The sequence below is a fragment of the Butyrivibrio sp. NC2007 genome (assembly GCF_000421405.1).
GTDB lineage: Bacteria > Bacillota > Clostridia > Lachnospirales > Lachnospiraceae > Butyrivibrio.
In genome coordinates this window covers 32,698-58,761 of sequence record NZ_ATWY01000002.1, presented here as the reverse complement: position 1 = coordinate 58,761, position 26,064 = coordinate 32,698, and the positions used below count along the sequence as shown (strand labels likewise).

Annotated in this window: 22 protein-coding genes and 1 other RNA gene; 18 read left to right on the top strand and 5 right to left on the bottom strand. The window is 43.0% G+C overall.

All coding sequences use genetic code 11. The annotated features are described in order from the left end of the window. The 3 genes from G632_RS0102020 (at position 1) to G632_RS0102010 (ending at position 2,491) form a co-directional block, all read left to right on the top strand. Entirely contained in the window at positions 1 to 615 is a 615-nt protein-coding gene (locus tag G632_RS0102020) for a DUF1653 domain-containing protein (RefSeq protein ID WP_022767364.1), read from the top strand. A 3-nt stretch (positions 616 to 618) separates the two neighbouring features. After that, positions 619 to 1,644: a glycosyltransferase family 2 protein gene (locus G632_RS0102015; RefSeq protein ID WP_022767363.1), complete on the top strand. Its 1,026-nt coding sequence runs from the start codon at positions 619 to 621 to the stop codon at positions 1,642 to 1,644. A gap of 130 nt (positions 1,645 to 1,774) precedes the next feature. Next, entirely contained in the window at positions 1,775 to 2,491 is a 717-nt protein-coding gene (locus G632_RS0102010) for a Ser/Thr and Tyr protein phosphatase (protein ID WP_022767362.1), read from the top strand. A gap of 41 nt (positions 2,492 to 2,532) precedes the next feature. On the opposite strand, the gene G632_RS0102005 is transcribed toward G632_RS0102010, so the two are convergent. After that, complete coding sequence (locus tag G632_RS0102005) at positions 2,533 to 3,510, bottom strand: diacylglycerol/lipid kinase family protein (protein WP_026512329.1); 978 nt, start codon at positions 3,508 to 3,510, stop codon at positions 2,533 to 2,535. A gap of 155 nt (positions 3,511 to 3,665) precedes the next feature. On the opposite strand from G632_RS0102005, the gene glyA reads away from it, so the two are divergent. The 4 genes from glyA (at position 3,666) to G632_RS0101985 (ending at position 10,117) form a co-directional block, all read left to right on the top strand. After that, positions 3,666 to 4,904, top strand: coding sequence for a serine hydroxymethyltransferase (gene glyA / locus G632_RS0102000; RefSeq protein WP_022767360.1), 1,239 nt, complete (start codon positions 3,666 to 3,668; stop codon positions 4,902 to 4,904). 730 nt (positions 4,905 to 5,634) lie between these two features. After that, positions 5,635 to 6,921, top strand: coding sequence for a glycoside hydrolase family 3 N-terminal domain-containing protein (locus G632_RS18550; protein WP_022767359.1), 1,287 nt, complete (start codon positions 5,635 to 5,637; stop codon positions 6,919 to 6,921). A gap of 87 nt (positions 6,922 to 7,008) precedes the next feature. Then, positions 7,009 to 7,335, top strand: a complete 327-nt coding sequence (locus G632_RS0101990) for a hypothetical protein (RefSeq protein ID WP_022767358.1) — start codon at positions 7,009 to 7,011, stop codon at positions 7,333 to 7,335. Between the two features lie 28 nt (positions 7,336 to 7,363). Then, positions 7,364 to 10,117: a hypothetical protein gene (locus tag G632_RS0101985; RefSeq protein WP_022767357.1), complete on the top strand. Its 2,754-nt coding sequence runs from the start codon at positions 7,364 to 7,366 to the stop codon at positions 10,115 to 10,117. 47 nt (positions 10,118 to 10,164) lie between these two features. On the opposite strand, the gene G632_RS0101980 is transcribed toward G632_RS0101985, so the two are convergent. Together G632_RS0101980 and G632_RS0101975 are read right to left on the bottom strand one after the other, a co-directional pair. Then, positions 10,165 to 11,049: a YitT family protein gene (locus G632_RS0101980; protein ID WP_242826700.1), complete on the bottom strand. Its 885-nt coding sequence runs from the start codon at positions 11,047 to 11,049 to the stop codon at positions 10,165 to 10,167. A 26-nt stretch (positions 11,050 to 11,075) separates the two neighbouring features. After that, entirely contained in the window at positions 11,076 to 11,873 is a 798-nt protein-coding gene (locus G632_RS0101975) for a hypothetical protein (RefSeq protein ID WP_022767355.1), read from the bottom strand. 107 nt (positions 11,874 to 11,980) lie between these two features. Between G632_RS0101975 and thrC the strand changes: the two genes are divergently transcribed. Further along, positions 11,981 to 13,474: a threonine synthase gene (gene thrC / locus G632_RS0101970; protein ID WP_022767354.1), complete on the top strand. Its 1,494-nt coding sequence runs from the start codon at positions 11,981 to 11,983 to the stop codon at positions 13,472 to 13,474. Positions 13,475 to 13,497: 23 nt separating this feature from the next. Beyond that, the gene (locus tag G632_RS0101965) at positions 13,498 to 14,868 is read left to right on the top strand and encodes a citrate/2-methylcitrate synthase (protein ID WP_022767353.1); all 1,371 of its coding nucleotides are present in this window, start codon (positions 13,498 to 13,500) and stop codon (positions 14,866 to 14,868) included. Between the two features lie 65 nt (positions 14,869 to 14,933). Here the strand turns inward: G632_RS0101965 and deoC are convergent, their stop codons facing one another. Next, on the bottom strand, positions 14,934 to 15,593 hold the full coding sequence (gene deoC / locus G632_RS0101960) for a deoxyribose-phosphate aldolase (RefSeq protein WP_022767352.1): 660 nt from the start codon (positions 15,591 to 15,593) through the stop codon (positions 14,934 to 14,936). A gap of 101 nt (positions 15,594 to 15,694) precedes the next feature. Here deoC and G632_RS0101955 point away from each other — a divergent pair, with 101 nt between their 5' ends. From G632_RS0101955 to G632_RS0101920, 9 genes are all read left to right on the top strand, one after another. Next, the gene (locus G632_RS0101955; protein ID WP_022767351.1) at positions 15,695 to 17,518 is read left to right on the top strand and encodes an aminopeptidase P family protein; all 1,824 of its coding nucleotides are present in this window, start codon (positions 15,695 to 15,697) and stop codon (positions 17,516 to 17,518) included. Between the two features lie 82 nt (positions 17,519 to 17,600). Further along, positions 17,601 to 17,809, top strand: a non-coding RNA gene (ssrS, locus tag G632_RS21635) — 6S RNA. Between the two features lie 68 nt (positions 17,810 to 17,877). After that, the gene (locus G632_RS0101950) at positions 17,878 to 18,795 is read left to right on the top strand and encodes a YihY/virulence factor BrkB family protein (RefSeq protein WP_022767350.1); all 918 of its coding nucleotides are present in this window, start codon (positions 17,878 to 17,880) and stop codon (positions 18,793 to 18,795) included. Between the two features lie 16 nt (positions 18,796 to 18,811). Further along, the gene (locus tag G632_RS0101945) at positions 18,812 to 19,954 is read left to right on the top strand and encodes an AI-2E family transporter (protein ID WP_022767349.1); all 1,143 of its coding nucleotides are present in this window, start codon (positions 18,812 to 18,814) and stop codon (positions 19,952 to 19,954) included. A 49-nt stretch (positions 19,955 to 20,003) separates the two neighbouring features. Further along, positions 20,004 to 20,222, top strand: a complete 219-nt coding sequence (locus G632_RS0101940; protein WP_022767348.1) for a hypothetical protein — start codon at positions 20,004 to 20,006, stop codon at positions 20,220 to 20,222. Positions 20,223 to 20,282: 60 nt separating this feature from the next. Further along, positions 20,283 to 21,365: an endonuclease/exonuclease/phosphatase family protein gene (locus G632_RS0101935; RefSeq protein ID WP_242826699.1), complete on the top strand. Its 1,083-nt coding sequence runs from the start codon at positions 20,283 to 20,285 to the stop codon at positions 21,363 to 21,365. 84 nt (positions 21,366 to 21,449) lie between these two features. Then, the gene (locus tag G632_RS0101930) at positions 21,450 to 22,709 is read left to right on the top strand and encodes a 6-phosphofructokinase (protein ID WP_022767346.1); all 1,260 of its coding nucleotides are present in this window, start codon (positions 21,450 to 21,452) and stop codon (positions 22,707 to 22,709) included. A gap of 111 nt (positions 22,710 to 22,820) precedes the next feature. After that, positions 22,821 to 23,099, top strand: coding sequence for an HU family DNA-binding protein (locus G632_RS0101925; RefSeq protein WP_013280467.1), 279 nt, complete (start codon positions 22,821 to 22,823; stop codon positions 23,097 to 23,099). A gap of 93 nt (positions 23,100 to 23,192) precedes the next feature. Then, the gene (locus G632_RS0101920) at positions 23,193 to 24,854 is read left to right on the top strand and encodes a putative bifunctional diguanylate cyclase/phosphodiesterase (protein ID WP_022767345.1); all 1,662 of its coding nucleotides are present in this window, start codon (positions 23,193 to 23,195) and stop codon (positions 24,852 to 24,854) included. A gap of 49 nt (positions 24,855 to 24,903) precedes the next feature. On the opposite strand, the gene G632_RS0101915 is transcribed toward G632_RS0101920, so the two are convergent. After that, positions 24,904 to 25,788 (bottom strand): DegV family protein, encoded by an 885-nt coding sequence (locus G632_RS0101915; RefSeq protein ID WP_022767344.1) that lies wholly within the window; start codon positions 25,786 to 25,788, stop codon positions 24,904 to 24,906. Positions 25,789 to 26,064 lie beyond the last annotated feature (276 nt).

Below are 26,064 nucleotides of genomic sequence, written 5' to 3'. Positions count from 1 at the left end.
ATGGCAGACAGACCAAGACCACAAGAGATTTACAGACATTTTAAGGGCAATATGTACCAGGTCCTTACCATCGCGATTCATTCCGAGACAAGAGAAGAGATGGTAGTGTATCAGGCCTTGTACGGAGATTATAAGGTTTATGTAAGACCTCTAGATATGTTCATGTCGGAGGTTGACAGAGACAAGTATCCGGATGTCAAACAGAAGATGAGGTTTGAAAAGGTAACTCCCTCGGATGACGTATCTGAGAGGGTGGTTACGCCACAGCCTGTAAAAGAGCCGGAAAAAGAAACTGAAAAAGAACCGATAAAAAAGCCTATGTTCAACTTCAAGCCCACCGAGAAATCCGTTATCATGGAAAAGAGTGTGGATGAGGAAGCTCAGGAGCTGAACCTTGATCCGCTGGTCATCCAGTTTATGGATGCGGATCTGGCATCTGAGAAGAACGACATTTTAGCCAAATTAAGGCCAATAATAACAAATGATATGATTGATATCATGGCCCTGTCAGTCGGAGTTGTGGTCAATGAGGGAGATGTGTATGACAGATACAATGACCTTCGCACCTGCCTTACAACCATGGAGAAATTTGAGAGTACCAGATTAAGGAGTTAATCAATGAAGTTATTATCAATTGCAGTACCTTGTTACAATTCACAGGATTATATGGAGAAGTGCATCGATTCACTGCTTGTTGGCGGAGAAGAGGTTGAGATCCTCATTGTTGATGACGGTTCCAAGGACAGAACAGCAGAGATAGCAGACCAGTATGAGGCTAAGTATCCCACAATCTGCAGAGCTATCCACAAACCCAACGGCGGACACGGTTCAGCCGTTAATACCGGTATTGAGAATGCCACAGGACTTTTCTTTAAGGTTGTGGACTCAGATGACTGGGTAAAAGAGATTGCGTACAGAAAGATACTCAGCACCCTTGCTGAGCTTGCAGGTGGTGATAAGCAGCTTGATCTTCTTATCAGTAACTTTGTATATAACAAAGTAGGGGAGAAGCGCCACAAGGTTATGCGCTACAAGTCAATGTTCCCCATTGAACAGCTCTTTACCTGGAAGGATGTAAAGAGAACTCCAAAGGGACATTACCTTCTTATGCACTCTGTTATTTACAGGACCAAGCTCCTCAGACAGTGTGGACTTAAGCTCCCTGAGCATACCTTCTATGTAGATAATATTTACGTGTTCAATCCGCTTCCTTTTGTTAAGAACATGTACTACCTTGATGTGAATTTCTACTATTACTACATCGGTAGAGAAGATCAGTCGGTTAATCAGCAGATCATGCTCTCCCGTATAGATCAGCAGCTCAAGGTCAACAAGCTCATGGTTGATTATTATGTAGAGAACTATGGCATGATTCGTTCACAGAAAGAGCGCCATAAGTATATGTTTAATTATCTCGAGATAATAACAGCTATTTCGTCAGTACTTTTGATCACAGAGGACACAAAAGAGAATCTGGCCAAGAGACAGGAGCTCCTTGACTACATTAAACAGAAGAATTTCCTGCTCTATACCAAGATCAGATACAGTATTGAGGGTACTTACATCTATCTGCCCGGCAAGGGAGGAAGAAAGATCACACTGGCCGGATATAAGTTATTACAGAAGATTTTCCATTTCAACTAATGGATAATTTTCCTAAAACTTAACGTTATTTAGCACATTTTATGGTGATTCTGATGATTTACATCACCATATAAAGTGCTAGAATAAACTTCATCATTGTGTTTAGCTTGAATTGTTATTGAGGAATATTATGAAAAAGAAATACGAAAAGTGGACCGGAAGGACGGTAGATAAGGCATGGATGACCGATATTTTACATCTTGCCCTGCCTATCCTGATTTATGCGCCCATCTATATGATCTGGTTTATTGCCATCGAGAAGCACACATTTACACACTATTCAATCATACATACAGCTGTGGATGACATGATCCCATTTGTAGAGGTTTTTGTTTTACCCTACTATACATGGTTTTTGTATGTATCATTGACACTCTTGTTTTTCCTGTTCTCGTTTGAAGTTGAGGACTATTACAAGAACTTCATTTTCCTGGCTACCGGAATGACAGTGTTCCTTGTTGTATCAACACTGTTTCCGAATATGCATCACTTAAGACCTGTAGTGATGCCAAGGGACAATGTTTTTACACACCTTGTGCAGATAATATACAACACGGATTCATCGGCTAACCTTTGGCCCAGCATCCATGTATATAACTCACTCGGAACAATGATTGCTGTTCATCATTGCAAGAGATGCAATAAGACAGCCAAGATAGTAAGTGATTTTATTGGCATTTCAATTATTCTCTCTACAATGTTTATCAAACAGCATTCTGTATATGATGTGATCACTGCTTTCATCATGGCAACAATATTCTATATGGTATTTTATCACTCACCATTTCTCGAGAACTTCTGTTCAAGGCAGGAAGAGAGAGTGGCAGTTCGATATAACCTGGATTAAATTAAAACTCCCTGCTTAGTATCAAGCAGGGAGCTTTTTTATTAATTCATCATTCTGAGTTTTTGCTTAAGACACTCGAAAGTTATATGGTCTGACTTGACTGATACTTCGCCGTCCGTATGAACCCACAGCGGCTTTTGTGTCTTTATTGATACCTTCTGAACAACGTGATGTCCGATGCCTTTTATCCAGAAGTAGTGACCGATAAAGGATAAAGGAAGCGCAAGGAGCATCTTGGCTGATGGCATATCACCGGCATAGACAAGGTCAAACTTTCCGTCGGTGAGATCCGCACCCGGAGCAAACTTAAAGCCTCCGCCCTCGTAGTGATGAACCATGGCTGCTATAAAGATAAAGCGGTTTAAGCGAATTGTCTTTTTATCATCAAGAGTTATCTCACAGGCTACTTTCTCGGCGCCAAAGAGCTGTCTTAAGGCTATGGAGCCGTAGGTGAGTTTGCCAAGACCGATCTTGTTGAGGAAATTCTTGGTATTTGATGAGAGAGCCTGCTCGCATACTGCTGCATCGAAACCGATTCCTGCGCTGACATCAAAGAGCCTTGTGACTGCTATGCGATCCTCGTGAAGCCTGGAAGTCTCCCTGGACATTGTGTTATAGGTGAGCTTGCCAAGATCCAGCGTTCTTACGTTTTCAGCCTTGAGGATCTGCGCGATCAGGTCATCAAGCTTTTTTGGAAAAGACAGATCCCTTGCAAAATCATTGCTTGAGCCGATGGGGATATAGCCAACAAGAGTTTTCTCAAAATCCTGTATTCCATTTATGACTTCGTTTAAAGTCCCGTCTCCGCCAAGGACAATGAGCTTGATCGGTGAATCTGCGTCACTGTCTGATGATTTGGGCTCGGTAAGGCTGTTTGCGAGTTTTGTTGCATGTCCCGGCCCCTTGGTAAATACAGCTCTGTACTCCAGACCTTTTTCTATGAATTTCTTTTCAAGTAATTCCCAGATATCTTTTCCTTTGCCTGATCTGGCAGAAGGGTTAACTATGCAGTAATACATGATCATCCCCCAATCGAAATATTTTCGTATTAAATTGTAGCATAAAAACTATAGAATTTTTAGAGAGAGTATGATACTATAACGGGGATGTTGCTTTAACGCATTAAACTGTAAATGCGTAAAGTCTTATGTAAAGATTCAGGAGGATTTGGTAAATGTATTCATTGGAAGAAGTTAGGAAGGTAGACCCGGAAATTGCTTCCCTGATCGAGGAAGAAGTAGCTCGCCAGAATGACCACATCGAGCTGATCGCATCAGAGAACTGGACCAGCAAGGCTGTTATGTCAGCTATGGGAAGTCCGCTTACAAACAAATACGCCGAGGGTCTCCCGGGGAAAAGATACTACGGCGGCTGCTATGTTGTAGATAAGGTTGAGAACATAGCAAGAGAAAGGGCAAAAGAGCTGTTCCACTGCGATTATGTTAACGTTCAGCCTCACTCAGGAGCTCAGGCAAATCTGGCTGTTCAGTTTGCTCTCCTTAAGCCTGGCGATACTATCATGGGTATGGACCTTGAGCAGGGTGGACATCTTACCCACGGAAGCAGCGCCAATATTTCCGGAACATATTACAATATCGTTCCTTATGGTGTAGATGACAACGGAATTCTTGATTATGACAATATGTACAAGCTTGCAGTAGAGCATAAGCCCAAGCTCATCATCGCAGGTGCTTCAGCTTACTGCAGAACAATTGACTTTAAGAAATTCAGAGAAGCAGCAGATGCCTGCGGAGCAGTTCTCATGGTAGATATGGCTCACATCGCAGGACTTGTTGCAGCAGGACTTCATCCAAGTCCATTCCCATACGCAGATGTTGTAACTACAACAACTCACAAGACTCTTCGTGGACCAAGAGGAGGACTTATTCTTTGGAATCAGGAAGCTCAGGATAAGTACAAGTTCAACAAGGCTGTATTCCCGGGCATCCAGGGCGGACCACTTGAGCATGTTGTAGCAGCTAAGGCTATCTGCTTCAAAGAAGCTCTTTCACCTGAATTCAAACAGTACGCTCAGAACATCATCGATAATGCAAAGGCTCTTTGCAACGGACTTATGAGCCGTGGAATCAAGATCGTATCAGGTGGAACAGATAACCACCTTATGCTCATCGACCTCACAAACTTTGGCCTTACAGGAAAAGAAGTTGAAGCCTGGCTTGACGATGCACATATCACAGCCAACAAGAACACAATTCCTAACGAGCAGCAGTCTCCATTCGTTACCAGTGGAATAAGACTCGGAACACCTGCTGTAACAACAAGAGGCATGAACACTGAGGATATGGATCAGATCGCAGAGGCTATCTCAATTGTTATCAAGAACAAGGGTGAGAAGAATGACGAAGCAAGAGCAATTATTAAAAAATTGACTGACAAATATCCCCTTGACTAATTTATCAAATCTGAATTGACATAATATTTGAACTGCTATATCAAGGCTTTGATGTAGCAGTTCTTTTATTTGCAGAATTGTATAAAATGAATATACAATTAGAATAAATAACAGAAAATACTACAATTTAAACGATAGTTTCTAAATAATCAACAGAAAATTTAAAAATGTATTGACAAATTAGAAGGCGGTGAATATAATAAAACCATCAAGAGATACTTATAAGATATCGAAAATACTTCGCCCCAGGTATATAGAACAAACAGAGCCGGGGAGAAAGAAAGGCAGGTACACTCCAAAGGGATAGGTAATTAAAATATTCAAGGAAAGGATGGTACACTCCACCAGCATACTAAGTTAGTTTTATAAAATAGTTTTTAGAAGTATTTAGTTAGAAAGAAAGTAAGTATCAGAACTACAGCACTTCAAGTACATGATTAGTGGTTATGACAATATCTCCACCTTGCAACCACAGCATATGAATGCAAAAGTTAATGGAACGATGAGGCTGAGAATTGGAGGATTAGTCCGTTGGACGTAATAACAATTGAATTTGATGAGTACTCGGCATAAGGGCAGAAGCAGGTAATATGGATGAAGCTTCTGCCCTCGATTTTTGTGCGCATATAGGGATCAAAAGTCAAAAAAAGCGTCGTGCTTGCTTTATATATGCGCAGTGCTAAATTTGTGCTATCATATATACTAGAAAAAAGTTTGAATGGGGAAACAGATGGCACGATTTGACGAACAGGACTTTGATGAGAAGCGACTGGCTCGCAGAGCGCGTAGAAAAAAGAGCCAGATGGCTGCATATATAACCTTGGGTGTGATCGTTGTAGTAGTATTAGGACTCCTGATATTCGGTATTCACATGCTGAGGAAAGCTTTGGGCAGCAAGCCTGCTGCAGAAGAGGCTACAGTGGAGGCAACAGAAGAGGTATCTTCTGAGCCTGCTGTAATAGAAACTCCTGAGGAAACGGAAGAAGTTCAGGAATATACCGAAGAAGAACTGATGGATGAGGTTCTCGGAAGCATCCTCTCAGAGATGACATTAGAGGATAAGGTGGCAGGTCTTTTCCTGGTTACGCCGGAGCAGCTTACGGGAGTTGATACAGCCGTCAAGGCAGGAACCGGTACGCAGGAAGCACTTGCATCTTACGCTGTTGGCGGAGTAATATATGCTCCCAAGAATATCAAGTCTACAGATCAGATAAAAGAGATGCTGGAGACCACAGCTACGATGAGTAAGTATCCGATATTCACCATCCTTTCGGAGCAATCGGCTGCGGCGGATTCGGTTAAGACCACTTTGGGAACAGGACCCGATGCAGAGATAACCGATGCGGAAACATCGATAAATGCAGGCAATAAAGCAGGGGCTGAACTGTTTAAGAACGGTTTCAATTTTGCGATAACGCCTGATATGGAAGTTTCGGAAGAAGCATTGTTCGGAGCTGACATAGATACGGTAAAAGAGCTGACAAGCGCCTATATGACAGGCATGCAGGATGCGGGAGTTACTTCCTGCGGATATCTTTTCCCGCTAAAAGGTGATACGGCTTCGGGCATGGCTACAAGCGAAGCAACAAGAGAAGATCTTGTCATAGGCGAGTATGAGGTCTTCAAAAACGCCATTGATTCCGGAATCGGAGCAATGATGGTATCAAACATTTCACTCCCGGAGCTTACCGGAGACAATACACCGGCTTGTCTTTCAGATAAGATCGTGGAGGATGAACTTAGAGGAGCGCTTGGATTTAACGGAATTGTTATAACAGCTCCTTTGAATGAAAAAGCAGTTACTGAGTATTACACATCGAAAGATGCTGCTATAGCAGCCGTTAAGGCTGGAGCAGATATGATATACATTCCTGAAAATTTTGAAGAGGCATACGCTGGCTTACTGGCAGAGGTTCAGGACGGTAACATCAGCGAAGAGAGAATCAATGAATCCCTCAGAAGAATTTACAGTATCAAATACGCCGACAAAGTAGGGCGCATATCTTCGGGGGGCTGATAATTCTAAAATTAAGGGATGCATATGCGTCCCTTTTTTATTTCACTAAAGACAAATAAAAATAATACTGGATAACAGGGGGGAAACATGGAAGAACGCAGAAGTATCAACAGAATTGAATTTTTGGCAAACAGTGTTATCGTTGACAGGCAGACTCTGGAGAAGTTTTACGGACAGGTTAAGAACGTCAGTCCTCTGGGAATCGCTATCACGATCGATAAGCGAGTACCTAATCTTGTAGGAAGAGACATGATCGTAGTTACAGAGACAATGATCATGTACTCAGAGGCAGTCAGAGAAGATCAGGAAGTAGGAAGTAAGAAGTCTGTTGCCTTCAAGGCTAAAAAGTTCACATCTGATGTACTTGAGTATTTGTTCGAGCAAATCGGAGTTGATGCAGATTCAGAGGAATAACAGTTTTTTAGGGGTGAGGTAAATTACTATGATGAAGAAAGATCTCAAAAACAAAAAGTTGGTTTCTGCTCTTACGGTCGGAATCTCGGCGATGATGGCTCTTGCAACGCCGGTTACTGCGTATGCAAACGGCGAGGCTACAGCTCCACCTGAAGAATTTCCGGATACAACAACTGAGAGTGACGTCGCTTCTACTGAGGCGGAAGCTCCTGCAGTTACGCAGGAAGCAGAAGAACAGGCTCAGGTAGTTGCGGATGCAGCTGCAGGAGAAGCTACAGAAGCATCCGAAGACGAACTTCAGAGTGCTAAGATAGAAGCCGGTGCTGCAGTAGAAGAGATTCTTTCTTCTGAAAACGCAGCTGTTGCCGGAGAAGCAGCCGGAATAGATGCAACAAAGAAAACGGAAGCAGATAAAGCAATAGACAAGGTTATAGAAGCTGCAAATGCAGTAGTTAACGATGGTGAGAATGATCCTTCAGCACTGTCTTCTCTTGATGCTGCATCTGAAAAAGCCACAGAGGTTAAGCAGAATCTTAACGACGCCGGCGCAGCTGACAAGCAGGCTTCTGTTTATGAACAGGATATGGAGAATGAAGCTAAGGCTGCATTCGAAGATGTTAAGTATGCTACAGAGAAGGCTGAGCATATGGTTCAGGATTCCATCGAGACACAGGAAAAAGCTGATGTTCTCATTGAATCCATAAAAGAAGCTCAGACACCTGAAGAAGCAAATAAGGCATATGAAGATCTCGACAAGCTTGTGCAGGATACAAAGTCAACTCTTGATGCAATGAAAGAGTTCTATGATAACCTCACAAAGCAGTACGAAGCTGCATCAGCAAACCTTAAGGCCGCTGAAGAAAAAATGGAGCAGGCTGAGAAGGAATTCGGCGACAAGATTAAGAGCGCTGAAGATAAGACTGCTGAGGCTCAGAAGGATATCGATGCTGCACAGCAGAAAGTCGATAATCTGGCAGGAGCTCTTGAACTTGTGGGGGATAAGCTTGATGATGCAATTGATGCTGATGCTCTTAAACAGGCAAGTGGCGATAACTGGGCAGGCAAGATAGGTGGTGACATCAAGAAGAACCGTTCTGTAATGGAGCAGGTTGTTGAGAACTATTACCTTACAAAGAGACTTGGAATTGATGTGGTAAGGGGCGAAGGATACGAGATCAAGTGGCAGTACATGAAGGACGGAAATGACAATGATGAGAAGATCAAGTCCTTTGATAAACAGGAGTGTAATGCAGCTAAGGTTACATTCTACTACAGAAACGATGACGGTGAGATAGTTCAGGGTAAAAAGTACTTCAACTGGGATAGCGCCGAGAAATCATTTGTTAATGATAACTGGCAAGATGGAGCAAGAGCTAGTAACGGAAATGTAATCGTTGTATATGAAAAGACCGAAGATGAGATTGCGGCCAACAAGTATCTCACACAAAAATATCCTGGTTTGATAGGCAAAACAAGTGAAATAAAAGAGAAAACCAAAGATGGCATCCTTGATGTCTATGCATTTAATCTGGACGGTGAGCGAGTCTATAAGGTTACAGCTGAAATAAATGAGATGATCGCATCCGGCGAAGTTGTAGTAAATAGCGACGGTACCATGACTCTCAAGGATTCCGGAGCGACAGTGGATAAGATTTCTCAGAACCAGAACAATCTGTTTCACAATGCTGACTGTCTGGTTGTTGGTGCTGATCATAATGTCATTAACTATACAACCAATGACAAGAACAATTATGCAAAGGCAACAATGAATCGACTCGGAATTGATAAGGTGGAACAGCTTGTCAAGGAAAGTCAGGCTCTAAATGCATTTATCAATGGAAATGCCACAGCTGCCGGCAATGCAGCAGAACTTGCCGGTAAGTATGCGGGATTTGAGAATGCGACAGCAAAAGCACAGCAGGCTGTGCAGATAGCTCAGTATGAGGCTGATACCTTGAGCGAAGCAATAAATGATCTAAAGAGCCAGAAGAAGAGGTCTGTACTTGCGACTAAGGCTCTTGGAGTTGATGATGTAGCATCATACTTTGGGATTGAAGTCAGCGCGGAGAAGGCAGATGAGCTCAACAAGATGACCGTGAGAGAGGTACTTACCGAGTTGGATGGCATGCTTGAAGAGTCCAATGCGAAGGTTGAGACAGCGCAGAAGAATCTTGATAAGATTAAAGAAGGCTTTGGCCAGGCTAAGACGGATCTTGATAACACACTTCTTCGTCTTAACCCGAGACGCCCTGTGTCTGTCACGATTTCAGACGGAGTAGCCGGAGCGGTAGCTGAGGCTGTGATAACAAGCGAAGCAGCAAGCAGAACACCAATAGCACCTGTAGCACCTGCAGCCACTGTAGCAGAAGCTGCGGCAGAAACCCCTGTACAGGAAGCAGCACCTGCGGCAGTTGATCAGAGACGTGCAGCCCGTCAGGCTTCCGAGAATGCATTGGCAGCAGGCACAGAAGAGACAGTAACCGGAGATGTTGCAGAAGGAGCCGGAGAAGTAGCTGCAACCGGTGAGACGACTACTATCGAAGATGGCGCAACTGCTCTTGCAGAGACAGTGGAAACAGAGACCGGAGAATTCACAGAGGATGAGAATCAGGCATATGTAAATATCGAGGATGAAGCATCAGCCAAGGGTATTCTGGAAGATAATATCAAGGAAGAAAAGATGGGACTGTGGTGGCTGCTTCTCATAGCACTCTTTGGTGAAGCCGGAAGAGAGATGTATGCTAAGCATAAAAAGAAACAGGAAGAAAAAGTAAACAAATAATCCATAATAAAAGAGATGTTTCCGTGATGGAAGCATCTCTTTTTTTATTAGTCTCTTGGTCTCATATAGAAGTTACCGGTGATCTCCTCAGTTCGTATGGAATTGATAAAAGCATTCGGATCAATTTCGCGTATCTTTGGGATTATTTTTCTGGTGTCCGCTGCACTTACGATGGAGTACACGATCTTTTTATTCTTGTGGGCAAAAGAGCCTTCGCCGTCTATCAGCGTCGCTCCGTGTCCGCAGACGGAATAGATCATTGAACAGACTCTGTCGGGCATATCGGTGATGATAAAAAGTGTCCTTTGCTGATAAGTTCTGTATAGCGCATGGAGGGCTGTAGTTGTAACATACTGGAATATCATTGAATAAAGAGCTTTATCAAGACCGAACAAAACGCCTGCAATACTGAGGATCACGACGTTTCCGGCCAGTATGTAGGGAAAGGCATCGACGCCCTTTTTCTGGGACAGAAATATGGAAATAAAGTCTGTTCCGCCGCTGGTTGCATCAACTTCCAGGCACATGGTTATTGCAATGGCGTTTAAAAGTCCGCCGAATACTGCGACAAGAAGCGGATCCTGAGTTACAGCGTAATCCGGTAGTAAATCGACGAAGAAACCGTTTGTTACTACCATGACCAGGGAGAAGAGGGTGAACCTCTTTCCGATATATTTAAAACCAATGTATACGGGTATTGCGTTTAAAAGAACTGTTACAGGGGTGTAAGGAATTGATAAGCCCCAGTATTTAAGAGCAATACGCTGAATGATAATAGCAATTCCCGTAGCTCCTCCGGGGTAAAGTCCTCCGGCGTTTACAAAGGAATTGATATTCATGGCCATAAGAAAAGCAGCTAAAAGGACTACAACGAGCCTTACAGCATCTTTTCTGAGCATCATTTTCAGTTTTCTGGTATCTGTTCTTTTCATAGTATAAGTATACAACTTTTACGTCTTCAACGCTTTATTTCATATATCTTTGGAGAAATCTTTGTGTTCATATAGATATCTGCGTATTGTGAGGGGGATAAATCCTCCACGTAGTTTAGCTGGAAAGCTTTTTTAACGCCGTTTTTTATCAGGATATCAGCGGCTTTATTATAGGCAATTGCCGCCTCTGACTCAGTGTTGTACTTACCGACAACGTAGTTGCTCTTAACATGAATTACTGCTTTGTACTTTATAAAGCCTTTTTCCGCAAACTGTCTGACTCCACGATACCTGTTCAGGATGATGATGTTCTCGTAACGAAAATCACAGGGATCGTCGTTGGCAAAGCGGTAGTCTCTGCCTTCCACTGCATAGCTCTTTATGCCGTAGCGCTCACGGATTGACAACTGGCTTCCGTAATCTGCCACAAACAGATGAGTCCCTCTTTGCATGATCTTGTGGGATGAGTAGTAGAAGAGGTCGTCGATATCGAACTTAAGAACCTGAGTTGGTGATAAGTAATACAGGAAATATTTCTTTTCAAGGTAAATGGGATTTGATATATACATACCCTTATCTCTGTAGTTTATAAGGGATACGAATTTGTCGAAGCTTAGTGCCATATCTTTTTTGTAGGAGGAAATACCTAAGGCGCTGTTTTCAAGAACGGCAGCAGCCTCCTTATAAGCTCTTGAAGCTTTTGTGATCTTGCTGTAGCTTCCGAGGGAGATATGCTTGCCGAAATAGGTTATGGAAGCTCTGTAGGAAGGAGTTCCGTCTTTTAGAAAAGTCGAATATACACCAATATAATTTTTTTTGCTCATTTTACTCCCCAAATGATGCAGTATTATGGTATACTTTAGTGAAAATTTGTTTTTATACATTCATTTTATATGAATTTATATCTACGTGTCAAAATGGAGGAGAACCAATGCCCAAGGAAGTTTTGTATTCAAGCACCAGAGGAGATAAGTGGAGTATAAAGGCATCAGAAGCTATTCTGCGCGGTCTTGCGCCTGACGGTGGACTCTACGTTCCAAATCACATCCCACATCTTGAGAAATCACTCAGGGAGATTGCATCCCTTTCATATCAGGAAACAGCTTATGAAGTAATGAAACTGCTTCTTACTGATTACACTGAAGAAGAGCTTAAGTACTGCATTTCTCACGCCTATGATTCTAAGTTTGATACAGAGGAGATCGCTCCCTTATCAGAGGCTGGCGGAGCATACTTCTTAGAGCTCTACCACGGATCAACAATCGCTTTCAAGGATATGGCTCTTTCAATCCTTCCATATCTCATGACAACAGCTGCCAAGAAGAATGCAGTTAAGAATGAGATTGTTATTTTGACAGCGACCAGTGGAGATACAGGAAAGGCTGCACTTGCAGGCTTTGCAGATGTACCCGGCACAAGGATCATTGTCTTTTACCCTAAACACGGTGTAAGCCCCATCCAGGAACAGCAGATGGTTACTCAGAAGGGTGACAACACCTGTGTAATCGGTATTGAAGGTAACTTCGACGATGCCCAGAACGGTGTTAAGAAGATCTTTACAGACGCAGAACTCAGAAGCGTTATGGATTCCAAGGGCTTCCAGTTCTCATCAGCCAATTCCATCAACATCGGAAGACTGGTTCCTCAGATCGTTTACTACGTATATGCATATTCAAGACTTCTTAAGGAGGGCAGAATTGCAGACGATGACGCTATAAATGTAGTTGTTCCAACAGGTAACTTCGGTAACATTCTTGCTGCTTACTATGCGAGCAAGATGGGTGTGCCGATCGCCAAGCTGATCTGCGCATCAAACTCAAACAAGGTACTGTTCGACTTCTTCCAGACAGGTGAGTACGACAGAAACCGTGAGTTTGTACTTACAAGCTCACCTTCAATGGATATTCTTATCTCATCAAACCTTGAGAGACTTATCTACCACATCGCAGGTGATAACTCTGAAGCAGACGCTGCATACATGGAGAAACTCACCAAAGAAGGCAAGTATGAGATAACAGATGCTATGAAAGAAAAGCTCTCTGACTTTTACGGCGGATTTGCAACAGAAGAAGAGACCTTCGCTACAATAAAAGATCTTTTTGAAAAATCAGGATATCTCATTGATACACACACAGCAGTAGCTGCTTCGGTGTATAATAAGTATAAGAGCGAAACAGGCGATAAGACTGTTACAGTCATTGCTTCAACAGCAAGCCCTTACAAGTTTACAAGAAGCGTAATGAGCGCTCTTGGAAGAAACGATGAGAGCAAGGATGATTTTGAACTTGCTGATGAGCTTTCTGAAGTTTCAGGAGTTGAAATTCCTGCAGCAGTATCAAGCATCAGAAATGCAGAGATAAGACACAAGACTGTTGTCGACAGAACAGAAATGGAGGGAGCAGTTAAGGCCTTTCTTGGAATCTGATTTAATAAATAACGGAGGTGCGTATGGATCTAGGCAAGGGGTATTACTCAGAAAACACACCCGAGATTATTGAGCTTTCCAAGCTTTCAAGGGAAGCAGATCTCATTGAAAATGAGCTATTTGTTAAATACGATGTTAAAAGAGGTTTAAGAGACCTTAACGGTAAGGGCGTACTTACCGGACTCACCAGAATTTCAGAGATCATTGCCAAAAAGACAGTAGATGGCAAGGAAGTTCCTGCAGACGGTGAGATATATTTCAGAGGATATGATGTACACAAGCTGGTAGAGTCTGCTGTTACCGAGAACAGATTTGCCTTTGAGGAATGTGCTTATCTTCTCCTGTTTGATAAGCTTCCTACGGGAAAAGAGCTTTTTGAGTTCGAGAAGCTCCTTGGAATCTATAAGTCACTTCCGCCCAGCTTTGTAAGAGATGTTATCATGAAGGCTCCGAGCCGTGACATGATGAACACTCTGGCACGGAGTGTACTGACTCTTTATTCCTACGATGATCTTGCAGATGATGTTTCACTTCCTAATGTTCTGAGACAGTCACTGCAGCTTATAAGTATGTTCCCGCTTCTGGCTATTTACGGGTATCATGCATACAACCACTACCACGAGGGTAATTCCCTCATTATCCATCCGCCCAAGGAGGAGCTCTCTACAGCAGAGACTATCCTTTACTTGCTGCGTCCTGACAGCCAGTACACTGAGCTTGAGGCCAAGCTCCTTGATATTTGTCTTGTGCTTCACATGGAGCATGGTGGTGGTAACAATTCATCCTTCACAACTCATGTTGTGAGCTCGAGTATGACCGACACTTACTCGGTAATCGCTGCTGCCATCGGTTCCTTAAAGGGACCAAGACACGGTGGTGCTAACATCAAGGTTGTTCATATGTTTGATGACATTGAGGCCAATGTTAAGGACTGGAAGGATGAGGAAGAGGTTAAGGCATACCTTGATAAGATCCTGAACAAGCAGGCCTTTGATAAGGCAGGACTTATCTACGGAATCGGACATGCTATCTATTCAAAATCTGACCCGAGAGCTGTTATCCTTAAGAGCTTTGTACAGAAGCTTGCAGCTGAGAAGGGAATGGAAGATGAACTTGCTCTTTACGAGCTGGTAGAGAGACTTGCACCTGAACTTATTGCCGGCGAGCGCACCATGTACAAGGGTGTATCAGCCAATGTCGATTTCTATTCGGGCTTTGTTTACAGAATGCTTGATCTTCCGGAAGAGCTTTATCCTACAATCTTTGCCATCGCAAGGATAGTCGGATGGAGTGCTCACAGAATGGAAGAGCTTGCCAACAACGGTAAGATCATCCGTCCTGCATACATGGCAATAGAACCGAGAAAAGAATATGTAAAGATGGATGACAGATAATTCATTTTAGTCAGAATAAGCCCCCGGCCATGTGGTCGGGGGCTTTTAAATGCTTTATTTACGGATTAAAGTCCGTACTTGGCTGCGATAAGAGGAGCAACCTTAGATGAACCAATACGGCTGCATCCTGCCTCAGCATAAGCAAGAGCATCTTCGATTGTGCGGATTCCACCGGCTGCCTTGATCTTAACGTCAGGACCGATGTTCTTCTTGAAGAGCTCGATGTCAGCAAGAGTAGCACCTGCTGTTCCAAAGCCTGTAGATGTCTTGATGTAATCAGCCTTAACATCTGTAACGATCTTGCAGAGCTCTACCTTCTCATCCTCTGTGAGGTAGCAGGTCTCGATGATAACCTTAAGGAGCTTATCTCCGCAAGCTTCTCTGATCATCTCAAGCTCTTTCTTAACTTCGTCATATCTGTGATTCTTAACATCACTGATGTTAACAACAGTATCAATCTCTGATGCGCCATCAGCTATAGCGTCCTTGGCTTCTGTAACCTTGGAGTTTGCGCTGTTGTATCCGAGAGGGAATCCGATAACTGTGCAGAGCTTTAAGTTATCACCATACTTATCATGTACTCTCTTAAGATATGTGGCAGGGATGCAAACAGTTGCAGTACCGTACTTAACTGCCTCGTCACAAAGTGAAACAATATCTTCCCATGTTGCGTTGGGCTGAAGCTGTGTGTGATCAATGAGTTTAAGAATATCCTTTTCTTCCATGTTAGAATTATCTCCTTGTCAATAAAATGAAAATTGCTTTTTGTAGCACAAATATTATAAACTATACTGTGTTAAAAAGAAACATGTAGGAGGAAACAACAATGCCAGCTGAGAATACAGTGATAAAAGACAGGCTCCTTCGCCTTCGAAATAAAATGAAAGAAGAGGGGATCGACTACTACATGATGCCGACCTCTGACTTTCACAACTCAGAGTACAGCGCAGATTTCTTTAAGGTAAGAGAGTATTTCTGCGGATTTGACGGCTCCAACGGAACTCTGGTTGTGAGTCAGGATGAAGCAGGAATGTGGACCGACGGAAGATATTTTATCCAGGCTGAGAACCAGATGAAGGGAACAGGAGTAGTTCTTTTTAAGATGCTTGAGCCCGGCGTGCCAACCATTACAGAGTATCTCATGGAGAATATGAAAGAGGGACAGGTCCTTGGCTTTGACGGACGAGTTGTATCAACCAGTATCGGTGAGAGTCTTGAGAAAAAGCTCTCTGAAAAGAACGTGACCCTTAAGTTTGATAAGGATCTGGCTGAGTATGTATGGGTAGAAAGACCGGCTCTTCCTTGCCACGATATGTATGTGCTTCCCGATGACCTCTGTGGAATGAGCTTTAAGGAGAAACTCTCTGTTGTAAGAGAGAAGATGGCAGAGAAAGGCTGTAAGTTCTATCTGCTCAGTAAGCTCGATGATATCATGTGGCTTACAAATCTTCGCGGCAATGACGTTGAGTGCAATCCGGTAGCTCTTTCCTACGCAATAATCACAGAGAATGAGTTTACTCTTTTTGTTCAGGAAAAAGAGATCACGGACGGCGTAAAGGCTTACTGCGACAAGGAAGGTATTATCCTCAAGGACTACCACAGCCTTATCGACGAAGTTGACAAGACTTCCATGCCGGGAAACGTATTATTTGACAAAAGAAATACCAACTTCCTTACATACAAGACTCTGGTCAAAAAGGCTGAAGAAGCTAAGGTTGTCCTCAAAAACGAAAAGGATCCCACAGAACTTTTAAAGGCCTGCAAGAATGATACAGAGATAAAGAATATCAGAGAGGTATATGTTCGCGATAGCGCAAAACTCACTGAATTCATCTACTGGGTAAAGGCAAATGTAGGCAAAACAGAGATCACTGAGTACTCAGCAGCTATGAAGCTCGATTCCATGAGAGCAGAGCTTCCGGGCTTTATTGAGCTCTCTTTCCCTACTATCAGCGCATACAATGCAAATGCAGCAATGGCCCACTATGAGGCTACAGAAGACAACTACGCAGTTGTAAATCCTGAAGGAATGCTTCTTGTTGATTCAGGCGGAACCTACATGGGAGGAACAACCGATGTAACAAGGACCATTGTTGTGGGAGAGATCAGCGATGAGATAAAGCGCACCTATACTGCAACAGTAGTAGGAATGCTCCGTCTTGCAAATGCCAACTTCCTGGAAGGATGCTCCGGTAAGAACGTAGATATTCTTGCCCGTCAGTGCCTCTGGGATATGGGAATCGATTACAAGCATGGCACAGGCCACGGAATCGGTTATATCTTAAATGTTCATGAAGGACCTCAGAACATCAGATGGAGATTTACACCCGGACAGAATGAAGCTCCTCTTCTTCCCGGAATGATCGTGTCCGATGAGCCCGGTGTTTATATTGAGGGCAAGTACGGCATCAGAATTGAGAACATTCTGGAAGTAGTTAAGGGAGATGCAAATGAGTACGGACAGTTCCTTCATTTTGCACATCTTACTTATGTGCCTATCGACCGTGAAGCTATTGATAAAAAGTACATGGAGCCAAGAGACATCAAGGCCTTTAATGACTATCATGCAGAGGTTTACAAGAGAGTAAGTCCCCTTATAAAAGACCCTAAAATCCTCAACTGGCTCAGGGAAGCAACAAGGGAAATTTAATTGTAAAAAGAGTGTAAAAAAACGCCAAATCCCTTGAAAATAAGCGCCTTGGGCGTATAATAAAGTTAGAGCAAAGCTATAAGCTCTCCTGGGATGTCCGACACCTCCTGTGTAATTTGAACCTACAGTTACTTTAAACGGGACTCCTACATTACCTGTTTGATTGCCACGCCTTCGGCCCTGCGTATACGCAGACAAGCTACGGGAGAGGAAGGCAGGAATTCAGGTTGCGGTAACCCACCTGGCGTTAGCTAGGAGTCAAATAACAGGAAACGGCATTTTGGGAATGCTTTAGACTATAAAAGCAGTCATTTCGGTGGCTGCTTTTTCAATGTGGCTACTATCGTGAGGGAAAGTGTATGGATGTAAAGGCTGCGCTTATATCTTTGGGAAAAGATTTTGCGTACAAGATGCAAAAAAAGAATATCGCTGCCTTCGCCGGAAGCTGTGCGTATTTCTTTATCATCTCCATCGTTCCCCTGCTCATTCTGATTTCTTCCACACTGCCATATACCGCTGTTACTGAGGCGGATCTTGTCAAGGCGCTTACAGACATAACTCCTGATTTTGCGGATGGTATTATTCTTAAGCTCATTGATGAAGCCTATGAACAGTCAGTGGCAGTTTTTTCTATATCAGCTCTTGCTACCATCTGGTCAGGTGCCCTTGGTATGCTCTCCATCATAAGAGGACTTAACTGTATCTACGATGTAGAGGAGCGCAGAAACTATTTCCACCTCAGATTTATCGCAGCACTTTATACACTGGCAATGATAGCGATCATGCTTGTTATGCTGCTTATAATGGTATTTGAGAGAGTTGTGAGAAACATTGCAGTAAGCCACTTCCCAAGCATAATGTTTGTTATTTCATTATCGTCGTATCTCAAATTTTTAGTGGTTATCGCAGTGTCGACCTTTTTCTTTGCCCTGATCTACACCTTTGTTCCCAGTGCCAAGATGACCTTTGTTTATCAGCTTCCGGGAGCTATATTTTCGGCTGTGGTGTGGTATCTCTTTTCATGGCTCTTCTCAATATATGTAAATATGTCAGGATACTTCTCGGTTTACGGAAGTATTGCAACTCCGCTGATCATGATGATCTGGCTGTACTTCTGTATCTCGATCTTTCTTATAGGGGCTTTTATAAACAGATTCTTCCATCCGGCGGTGAAGGTTTTATATGATGATCATCACCAGAGGAAAGTCAGGGAGAAGGCTAAGAAAAAGAGCACAAGACAGCTTCGTAAACCAAGAAAATACAACGAGTTTGGCTAAAAAAGGAGACGGCATAATGAAGTTTGGAAAGTGGAAAAAGAAAAAGTGGTTTGCATACACGGTTGCTACCTGTAGTGCGGTGATTCTGTTTATGATACTCGCACATCTGGGAGATCTGTTTGGCGCACTGGGGTCTTTCTTTTCTTTCCTCAGACCTATTATCTCCGGAATTATAGTTGCGTATGTCATCAATCCACTGGCGAACTTTTTTGACAGGAAGGTTTTCCATAAATTAAAGAGTGAGAAGACAAGATGGTCGCTGTCCTGTATCTGTGCACTGATAGTGCTTGTGCTCTGCATCGTTCTATTGTTTGTGGCACTTATTCCTCAGCTTGTGGACAGCGTTGCAACGCTGGTTTCAAATATGGATACCTATGTAAGTACACTTCAGGAGTTCCTAAGAAGGTTTGAGTCAGGATCCAAGGGATTTTTCGGCCTCGATTTTGCATCTTTGGCTAATTTTGGTGATCGCATCCTTGAAAAGATAAGCTCATACTTCTCGGACAACATGGAATCCTTTGTAGGTGGTACGGCAAATGTCGGAAGAGGTGTATTTGATCTGGTGATTGCCTTCATTCTTGCGGTTTATTTCCTTTTGGATAAGCGCAGAATCACAGGCGGGGTTGGAAGGTTTATGGCTCTGATCATGAAGCCGGAATCCTTTACCAAGGCAACGGAGTTTTTGGACAGATGCAATGTCATCCTTATCAGATATATCAGTGTTGATGTTATAGACGGTCTCATCGTTGGAGTAGTAAACTTCCTGTTTATGGTGATAATGAGAATGCCTTATGCAGCTCTTATTTCTGTGATTGTAGGAGTTACTAACCTGGCACCAACTTTTGGTCCTATCGTCGGAGCTCTTATCGGCGCCTTTGTTCTGGTACTGGTAGAACCATGGTATGCGCTGTGGTTTTTGATATTTACCGTAATACTTCAGACTCTGGACGGATACATAATAAAGCCCAAGCTCTTTGGCGGAAGTCTCGGCGTATCGGCTCTTATGATACTGATAGCCATCGTACTAGGCGGAAGACTCTTTGGTGTTGGCGGTATTCTTTTAGCTATTCCTTTTGCGGCAATTATTGATTTTACCTGGAAAGATTTTGTTATAAAAAAACTTGAGCAGAGACAGGCAAAGCGGTACAATAAATTGTAGAGAACGTATATGGGATTACTACATATTGAATCAATAAAGGGGGTATATTATGGACTATGTAATGAATTTTATCGATGGTGCAATTGAATTTGCCAAGGAAAAGATAGACAAAGTGATGGACTTCTGGGAAGGCCTTGATGATGGAAAGAGAAAACTCTTTATTGGCTGCGTTGTAGCTACAGTATCAGTGATAGTAATAGCTTCAATCGCATACAGCATTGGTAAGTCCCAGGGCAGGAAACTTGCTATCGAAGAAGAGGATTTCTAAAAAAACCACTAAAGAACCGGGAGCTTCGATAAGAAGCTCCTTTTATGTATGGAGAAAATTATGAAGAAGGTATTAAAGGCCATTGGAATTATTCTTTTGCTGGTAGCGCTTGTTGCAGTTACAGTGGTGGCTTATCTTACCGTTGATGAGTACAGGCCGGGTGAGGTAGAGCCTCTGGAAGTAGCCGGAGAGGCTACAGCGCATCCTACAAAGGGAAAGAGCATTCGTGTTATGAGCTGGAATGTGGGGTACGGAGCTCTTGGTGACAATGCAGATTTTTTTATGGATGGCGGTAAGATGGTATATTCTGCCGACGAGGAGAGGGTAAAAAAGAATCTGGATGATATCGCAGCTGAAGTGGATAAGATAGCACCCGATATCTTAATAACCCAGGAAACTGACCTCAGTGCAGCAAGATCGTATTTTATAAATGAGCCACAGTATCTGATGGAACATTCATCAGCAGATGTGTTTGGCGGGAATAATATTTTTGCCTATAACTTTAAGGTTAGTTTTGTTCCACTTCCAATGCCGCCTATAGGCAAGGTCCACAGCGGACTTGTGGCATTTAGTAAGTTCCAGATGGCTGAGGCTGATCGTCTTGCACTTCCTTGTCCGTTCAAATGGCCGCTCAGGACCTTTAATTTAAAGAGAGGCCTTGAAGTTATGAGATTCCCGGTGGAGGGAAGTGACAAGGAGCTGGTTTTGATAAATCTTCATCTGGAGGCCTATGATTCAGGAGAAGGTAAGATTGCCCAGACAAAGCGTCTTAAACAGGTCCTTATGGATGAAGTGGAGAAGGGTAACTACGTTATAGCCGGCGGTGACTTTAATCAGACTTTTTCAAATGTGGATATAAGCAAGTATGCTGCTCTTGATGGAGTCTGGCAGGCCGGATCTATAGATGTTTCAGAGTATGGGGATGATTTTAAGTTTCTGACCGATTCCGGCGTGCCTACATGCAGATCGCTGGACAAGGTACTTGCTGATGCACCGAGCAAGGATTACAGTGAATTCCAATATTATGTGATTGACGGTTATATCGTCTCGAAAAACATTGAAGTAGAGCAGGTTTACACAGATGATCTCGGGTTTGTATGCAGTGATCATAATCCTGTGGTAATGGACTTCAAACTTCGCTGATTTTTCGTGACAGTAAACGTTTAATCGAATATAATATTAGATAAGGTTTTTTAGCAACTATATTTTGAAAGGGGACAGGAGTTAATGGTACACAAGGCAAAACGTAACGTAATCGTTGGACAGTCGGGAGGCCCTACAGCGGCAATCAATTCATCGCTGGCAGGAGTATACAGGACTGCGATTGACCGTGGATACAAGAAGGTATATGGAATGATCCACGGTGTTCAGGGGCTTATGGAAGGCAGATATGTTGATCTTTCTGATCATATTCAGTCAGGTCTTGATATTGAGCTTTTGAAGAGAACACCTTCAGCATATCTTGGATCATGCAGATTTAAGCTTCCTGAGATTTTTGAGAGCAAAGAGATCTACGAGAAGATATTTGAGATTCTCGATAAGCTTCAGATTGACTGCTTCATCTACATCGGTGGTAACGATTCAATGGATACCATCAAGAAGCTTTCAGATTATGCCATCATTTCAGGATCTAACATCAGATTTGTAGGCTGCCCTAAGACAATTGATAACGATCTGGCTCTTACAGACCACACACCCGGATACGGCTCAGCAGCTAAGTACATCGGTACTTCTGTAAAAGAGATCATCAGAGACAGCTGGTCACTTGAGACAACCAGTGGACAGGTTATCATCGTTGAGGTTATGGGAAGAAACGCAGGATGGCTTACAGGCGCTACAGCTCTTGCAAAGGGCGAGGACTGTGACGGACCTGATGCAATCTATCTTCCTGAGCTGCCATTTGATATGGATGCGTTCATCAAGAAGATCAAAGGTCTCTTAAAGAGCAAGGCATCTGTTGTTGTAGCAGTATCTGAGGGTATCAGAACTAAGGACGGCAAGTATGTAAGTGAGCTCGGAAACAGCATTGATTATGTTGATGCTTTCGGACACAAGCAGCTTACAGGTACAGCAAGATACCTCTGCGAAGTTGTTTCCAAGGAGTGCGGATGCAAGACTCGTCCTATCGAGCTTTCAACACTTCAGAGAGCAGCAAGCCACTGTGCTTCACGTGTAGATATCCTTGAGGCTTATGAGGTCGGTGGTGCAGCTATGAAGGCAGCTGACGAAGGCGACAGCGGCAAGATGGTTGTTATCGAGAGACTTTCAGATGATCCTTATCAGGCAGGAACTGAGGTTAAGGATGTTCACAAGATCGCTAACGACGAGAGAACAGTTCCGAGAGATTGGATCAACAAGGACGGCACATATGTAACTAACGAGTTTATTACCTATGTAAGACCGCTTATTCAGGGTGATGTAGGACCTATTATGGTTGATGGTATTCCGAGACACCTCTACAGACCTGGCTTCCAGGACATTCTGTAAGCTGAATTACTTGATTTTTCTGAACAAAATCACATAAAAACTTGTTATGTGTACAAAACTATAGTAGAATAGGCAATGTAGTAAATAATTTCTTTTTTGGAGGGAAACCAAATGAATAAGACAGAACTTATCGATGCAATCGCAAAGGAAGCTGGACTTTCTAAGAAGGATGCGGCTGCAGCACTGAACGCTTTCACAGACACTGTAACAAAGGAGCTCAAGAAAAAGGGTAAGGTTCAGCTTGTTGGCTTCGGCACATTCGAGACAACTAAGAGAGCTGCTAGAACAGGTAAGAATCCTCAGACTGGCGCTGCTATCAAGATTCCTGCTTCTGTAGCACCTAAGTTCAAGGCTGGTAAGGCTCTTAAGGATCTTGTTAACAAGAAATAATTTTTACTATACGAAAAAGGCTGTGCATTATTGCACAGTCTTTTTTTTTTGTGTTATTATGTGTATATATTCTCTATTGGGCGGGACAATCTGATGTCATTTGAAAAAAGCTTTGAAAATTTTGTTCAAATACTATCTGAGGAAGAAGTGACTCCTGAAATAACTCCCAGCGCGCTGGCTGATTTGTCTAAGGAATACTCACTTCGTTCTATTGTTTCCGTTGTTTCTTTTAAGCCCACTTCGGATAAGGCCGGAGAGCCTGACACCGTCATCCCGTTATTTGGCCCTACAATTGAAAAAGAAGAGCCTGACTATATGTTCAAGAGCAGTATGGCAGGAGATAGGACAGTTACTTATTATGTCTATCTTTCAGGCGGCAGGAGACTTAATGACGCGGAATACAAGAATTTTTCGCTGATAATGGACGTCTTGTCTTTCCACATGGAGAGATTTCTTTTAATAAGCATTGTTAAGAACAGCGCATTTACTCAGTATCTGACAGGGCTTCCCAATTCCGGAGGCTTTCTTGCCTTTGTCGGAGAAAAGTTTGCCTCAGGAGAGATCCTTCAGTATGACGCATTTTTCCTCAATCTCAAGAGCTTTGGCCTTATAAGCAGGAGATACGGAATACAAGAGGGCGATGAAATCATGAAGCGCTATGCGAAGAAGCTCAATGAGTTTATAGAGCCCGGCGAGATAATCGCTCATTTCGGAGGAGATAATTTTACTGCTCTTATCAAGAAAGATAGAACCAAGAGCTTTTTGAAGTATGTTTCATCAATTCCGGTTATTGGAATTAAAAACGACAGAGAAGATGAGATTAACATCTCTGCAGTCACCGGAGTATATGCCATTGATGAATCAATGAAGGGCCCCGGCCAGGTAATATCAAGAGCCAGCATGGCCTGCAATTATGCCAAGAATGTGGCTAATAAACCCTATGTATTTGTAAATAAGGCAATGAGTACCAGAATATACCGTCAGAAGCAGATTGAGGACAGATATGAGGAAGCTCTTGCCAACGATGAGTTCAGAATCTATCTTCAGCCCAAGGTTGATACAGAGACCGGCAGGATTGTGGGAGCCGAGTCTTTGGCAAGATGGTTCTGCAACGGAATAGTTCTTTATCCGACAGAATTTGTGCCTATTTTGGAACAGGAGGGCATGGTAGCATCTCTTGACCTCTACGTTCTGAAAAAGACTTGTGAGTACATTAAAGAGTGGCAGGACAATGGAATATCACCGGTGCCTATCTCTGTTAATTTTTCCAGAAGAGACCTTGGCTTTAAGGATCTGGCAAAAGAGATCATGGATACCATTGACAGCTATGGTATAGACAGGAAATATATCGAAATTGAGGTCACAGAGACTGCCAGTGAGGATGAGCGAGTTCTTATGACGAACTTCCTTTCAAGGCTCAAAGAGGGCGAAATAGCAACTGCTATCGATGATTTCGGAACAGGCTATTCATCTCTGTCGACTCTAAGGGATTTCCCTGTATCTGTGATTAAGATCGACAGGTCTTTTATCAACAATGAAGAGCTTAATTCCAGTGATGAGATAGTCCTTAGGAATATTGTTACCATGGCCAATGAACTTGGAATAGATGTGGTGACAGAGGGAGTGGAGAGACCTGATCAGACCCAGCTCCTTAAGAATATAGGCTGTCATGTGGTTCAGGGATTCTTATACGACAACCCGATGCCCAAAAAGGACTTTGAAAAGAGACTTCAAAAGGGCGTATATGATGAATAAAAATAACGCTGACTGAAAACTATCAGTCAGCGTTTTATTTTGCTATTCGTCAGTCGACTCTCTTGCTGCCCCAGAAGAACAGTGCAACTGTTCCGGGACCTGTATGGCTTCCGATTGTGGTTCCGATGCTCACAATCTTAACCTTGCCCTTTAAGTTGTGGAACTTGGACTCAATAAGGTCTGCAACAGCTCTTGCTTCTTCGTAGCAATCTGAGTTTGAAATGTAGCAGTCTCCATCATAGTCAAGGCCGTTCTCGGCAAGTTCTTCCATCTTGGCTACCTGAGCCTTCATGACTGCGTTGATTCCACGAAGTTTGGAACGAACGATAAGTCTTCCCTGATAATCAACGTTGAGAAGAGGACATATCTTAAGGGCTCCGCCGATAAGGCCGGCTGCCTTGGAAACACGACCGCCTCTTACGAGATAGGTAAGATCTGTAACAAAGAACCAGTGCTGGCATTCAAGTCTGTGCTCGATGATCCACTCATAGAGTTCATCAATGTTCATTCCGCTATCACGAAGGTCTGCGAGCTTGTTCATTACAAGTCCGTATCCAGCTGATGCTGCGAGAGAATCCACAACATAGAGCTTTCTGTCGGGATACTTTTCTCTGAGCTGGTCTCTTGCAATAGTTGCTGAGTTAAGAGTTCCGGATATTCCTGAGCTTAAAGTGAGGTGAAGTATGTCTTTTCCCTGCTTGAGGATTTCCTCGAAGTAGTCTACATATTCGCCAACACTAACCTGTGAAGTCTTGGTCATTGCACCCTTGGCCATGGCATCATAGAAATCCTTGAAGGGATAAGATACGCCCAAGTCATCAGGATAATCTTTTCCGTCGATATTGAAATGGAAGCAGACGTAGCTGATATCTCTTTCTTTAAAATGCTCTGCTGTAAGATCAGCAGTAGAACAACAGCTTAAAACGTAATCCATAGTAAGTTACTCCTCCGAATGAATGTTAACATCTAGCTTATAATAACATTATTGTGGGATATCTAGCAAGAAAAGTAAGAAGGATTGACAAAAACTCTTTTGCAAAATAAAATAGTTTAAGTTAAATATTTATATGCAATGAAGGTGTGGGCGATAGCCCGAGAAGATATATTCTTCTTACAGAGAATTGGAGTCATCGGCTGGAAGCTCCATAAGATCAGGATATATTGGAAATTTCGCACCGGAGCATACCTTTAAAATGAGTGTCTGACTTTT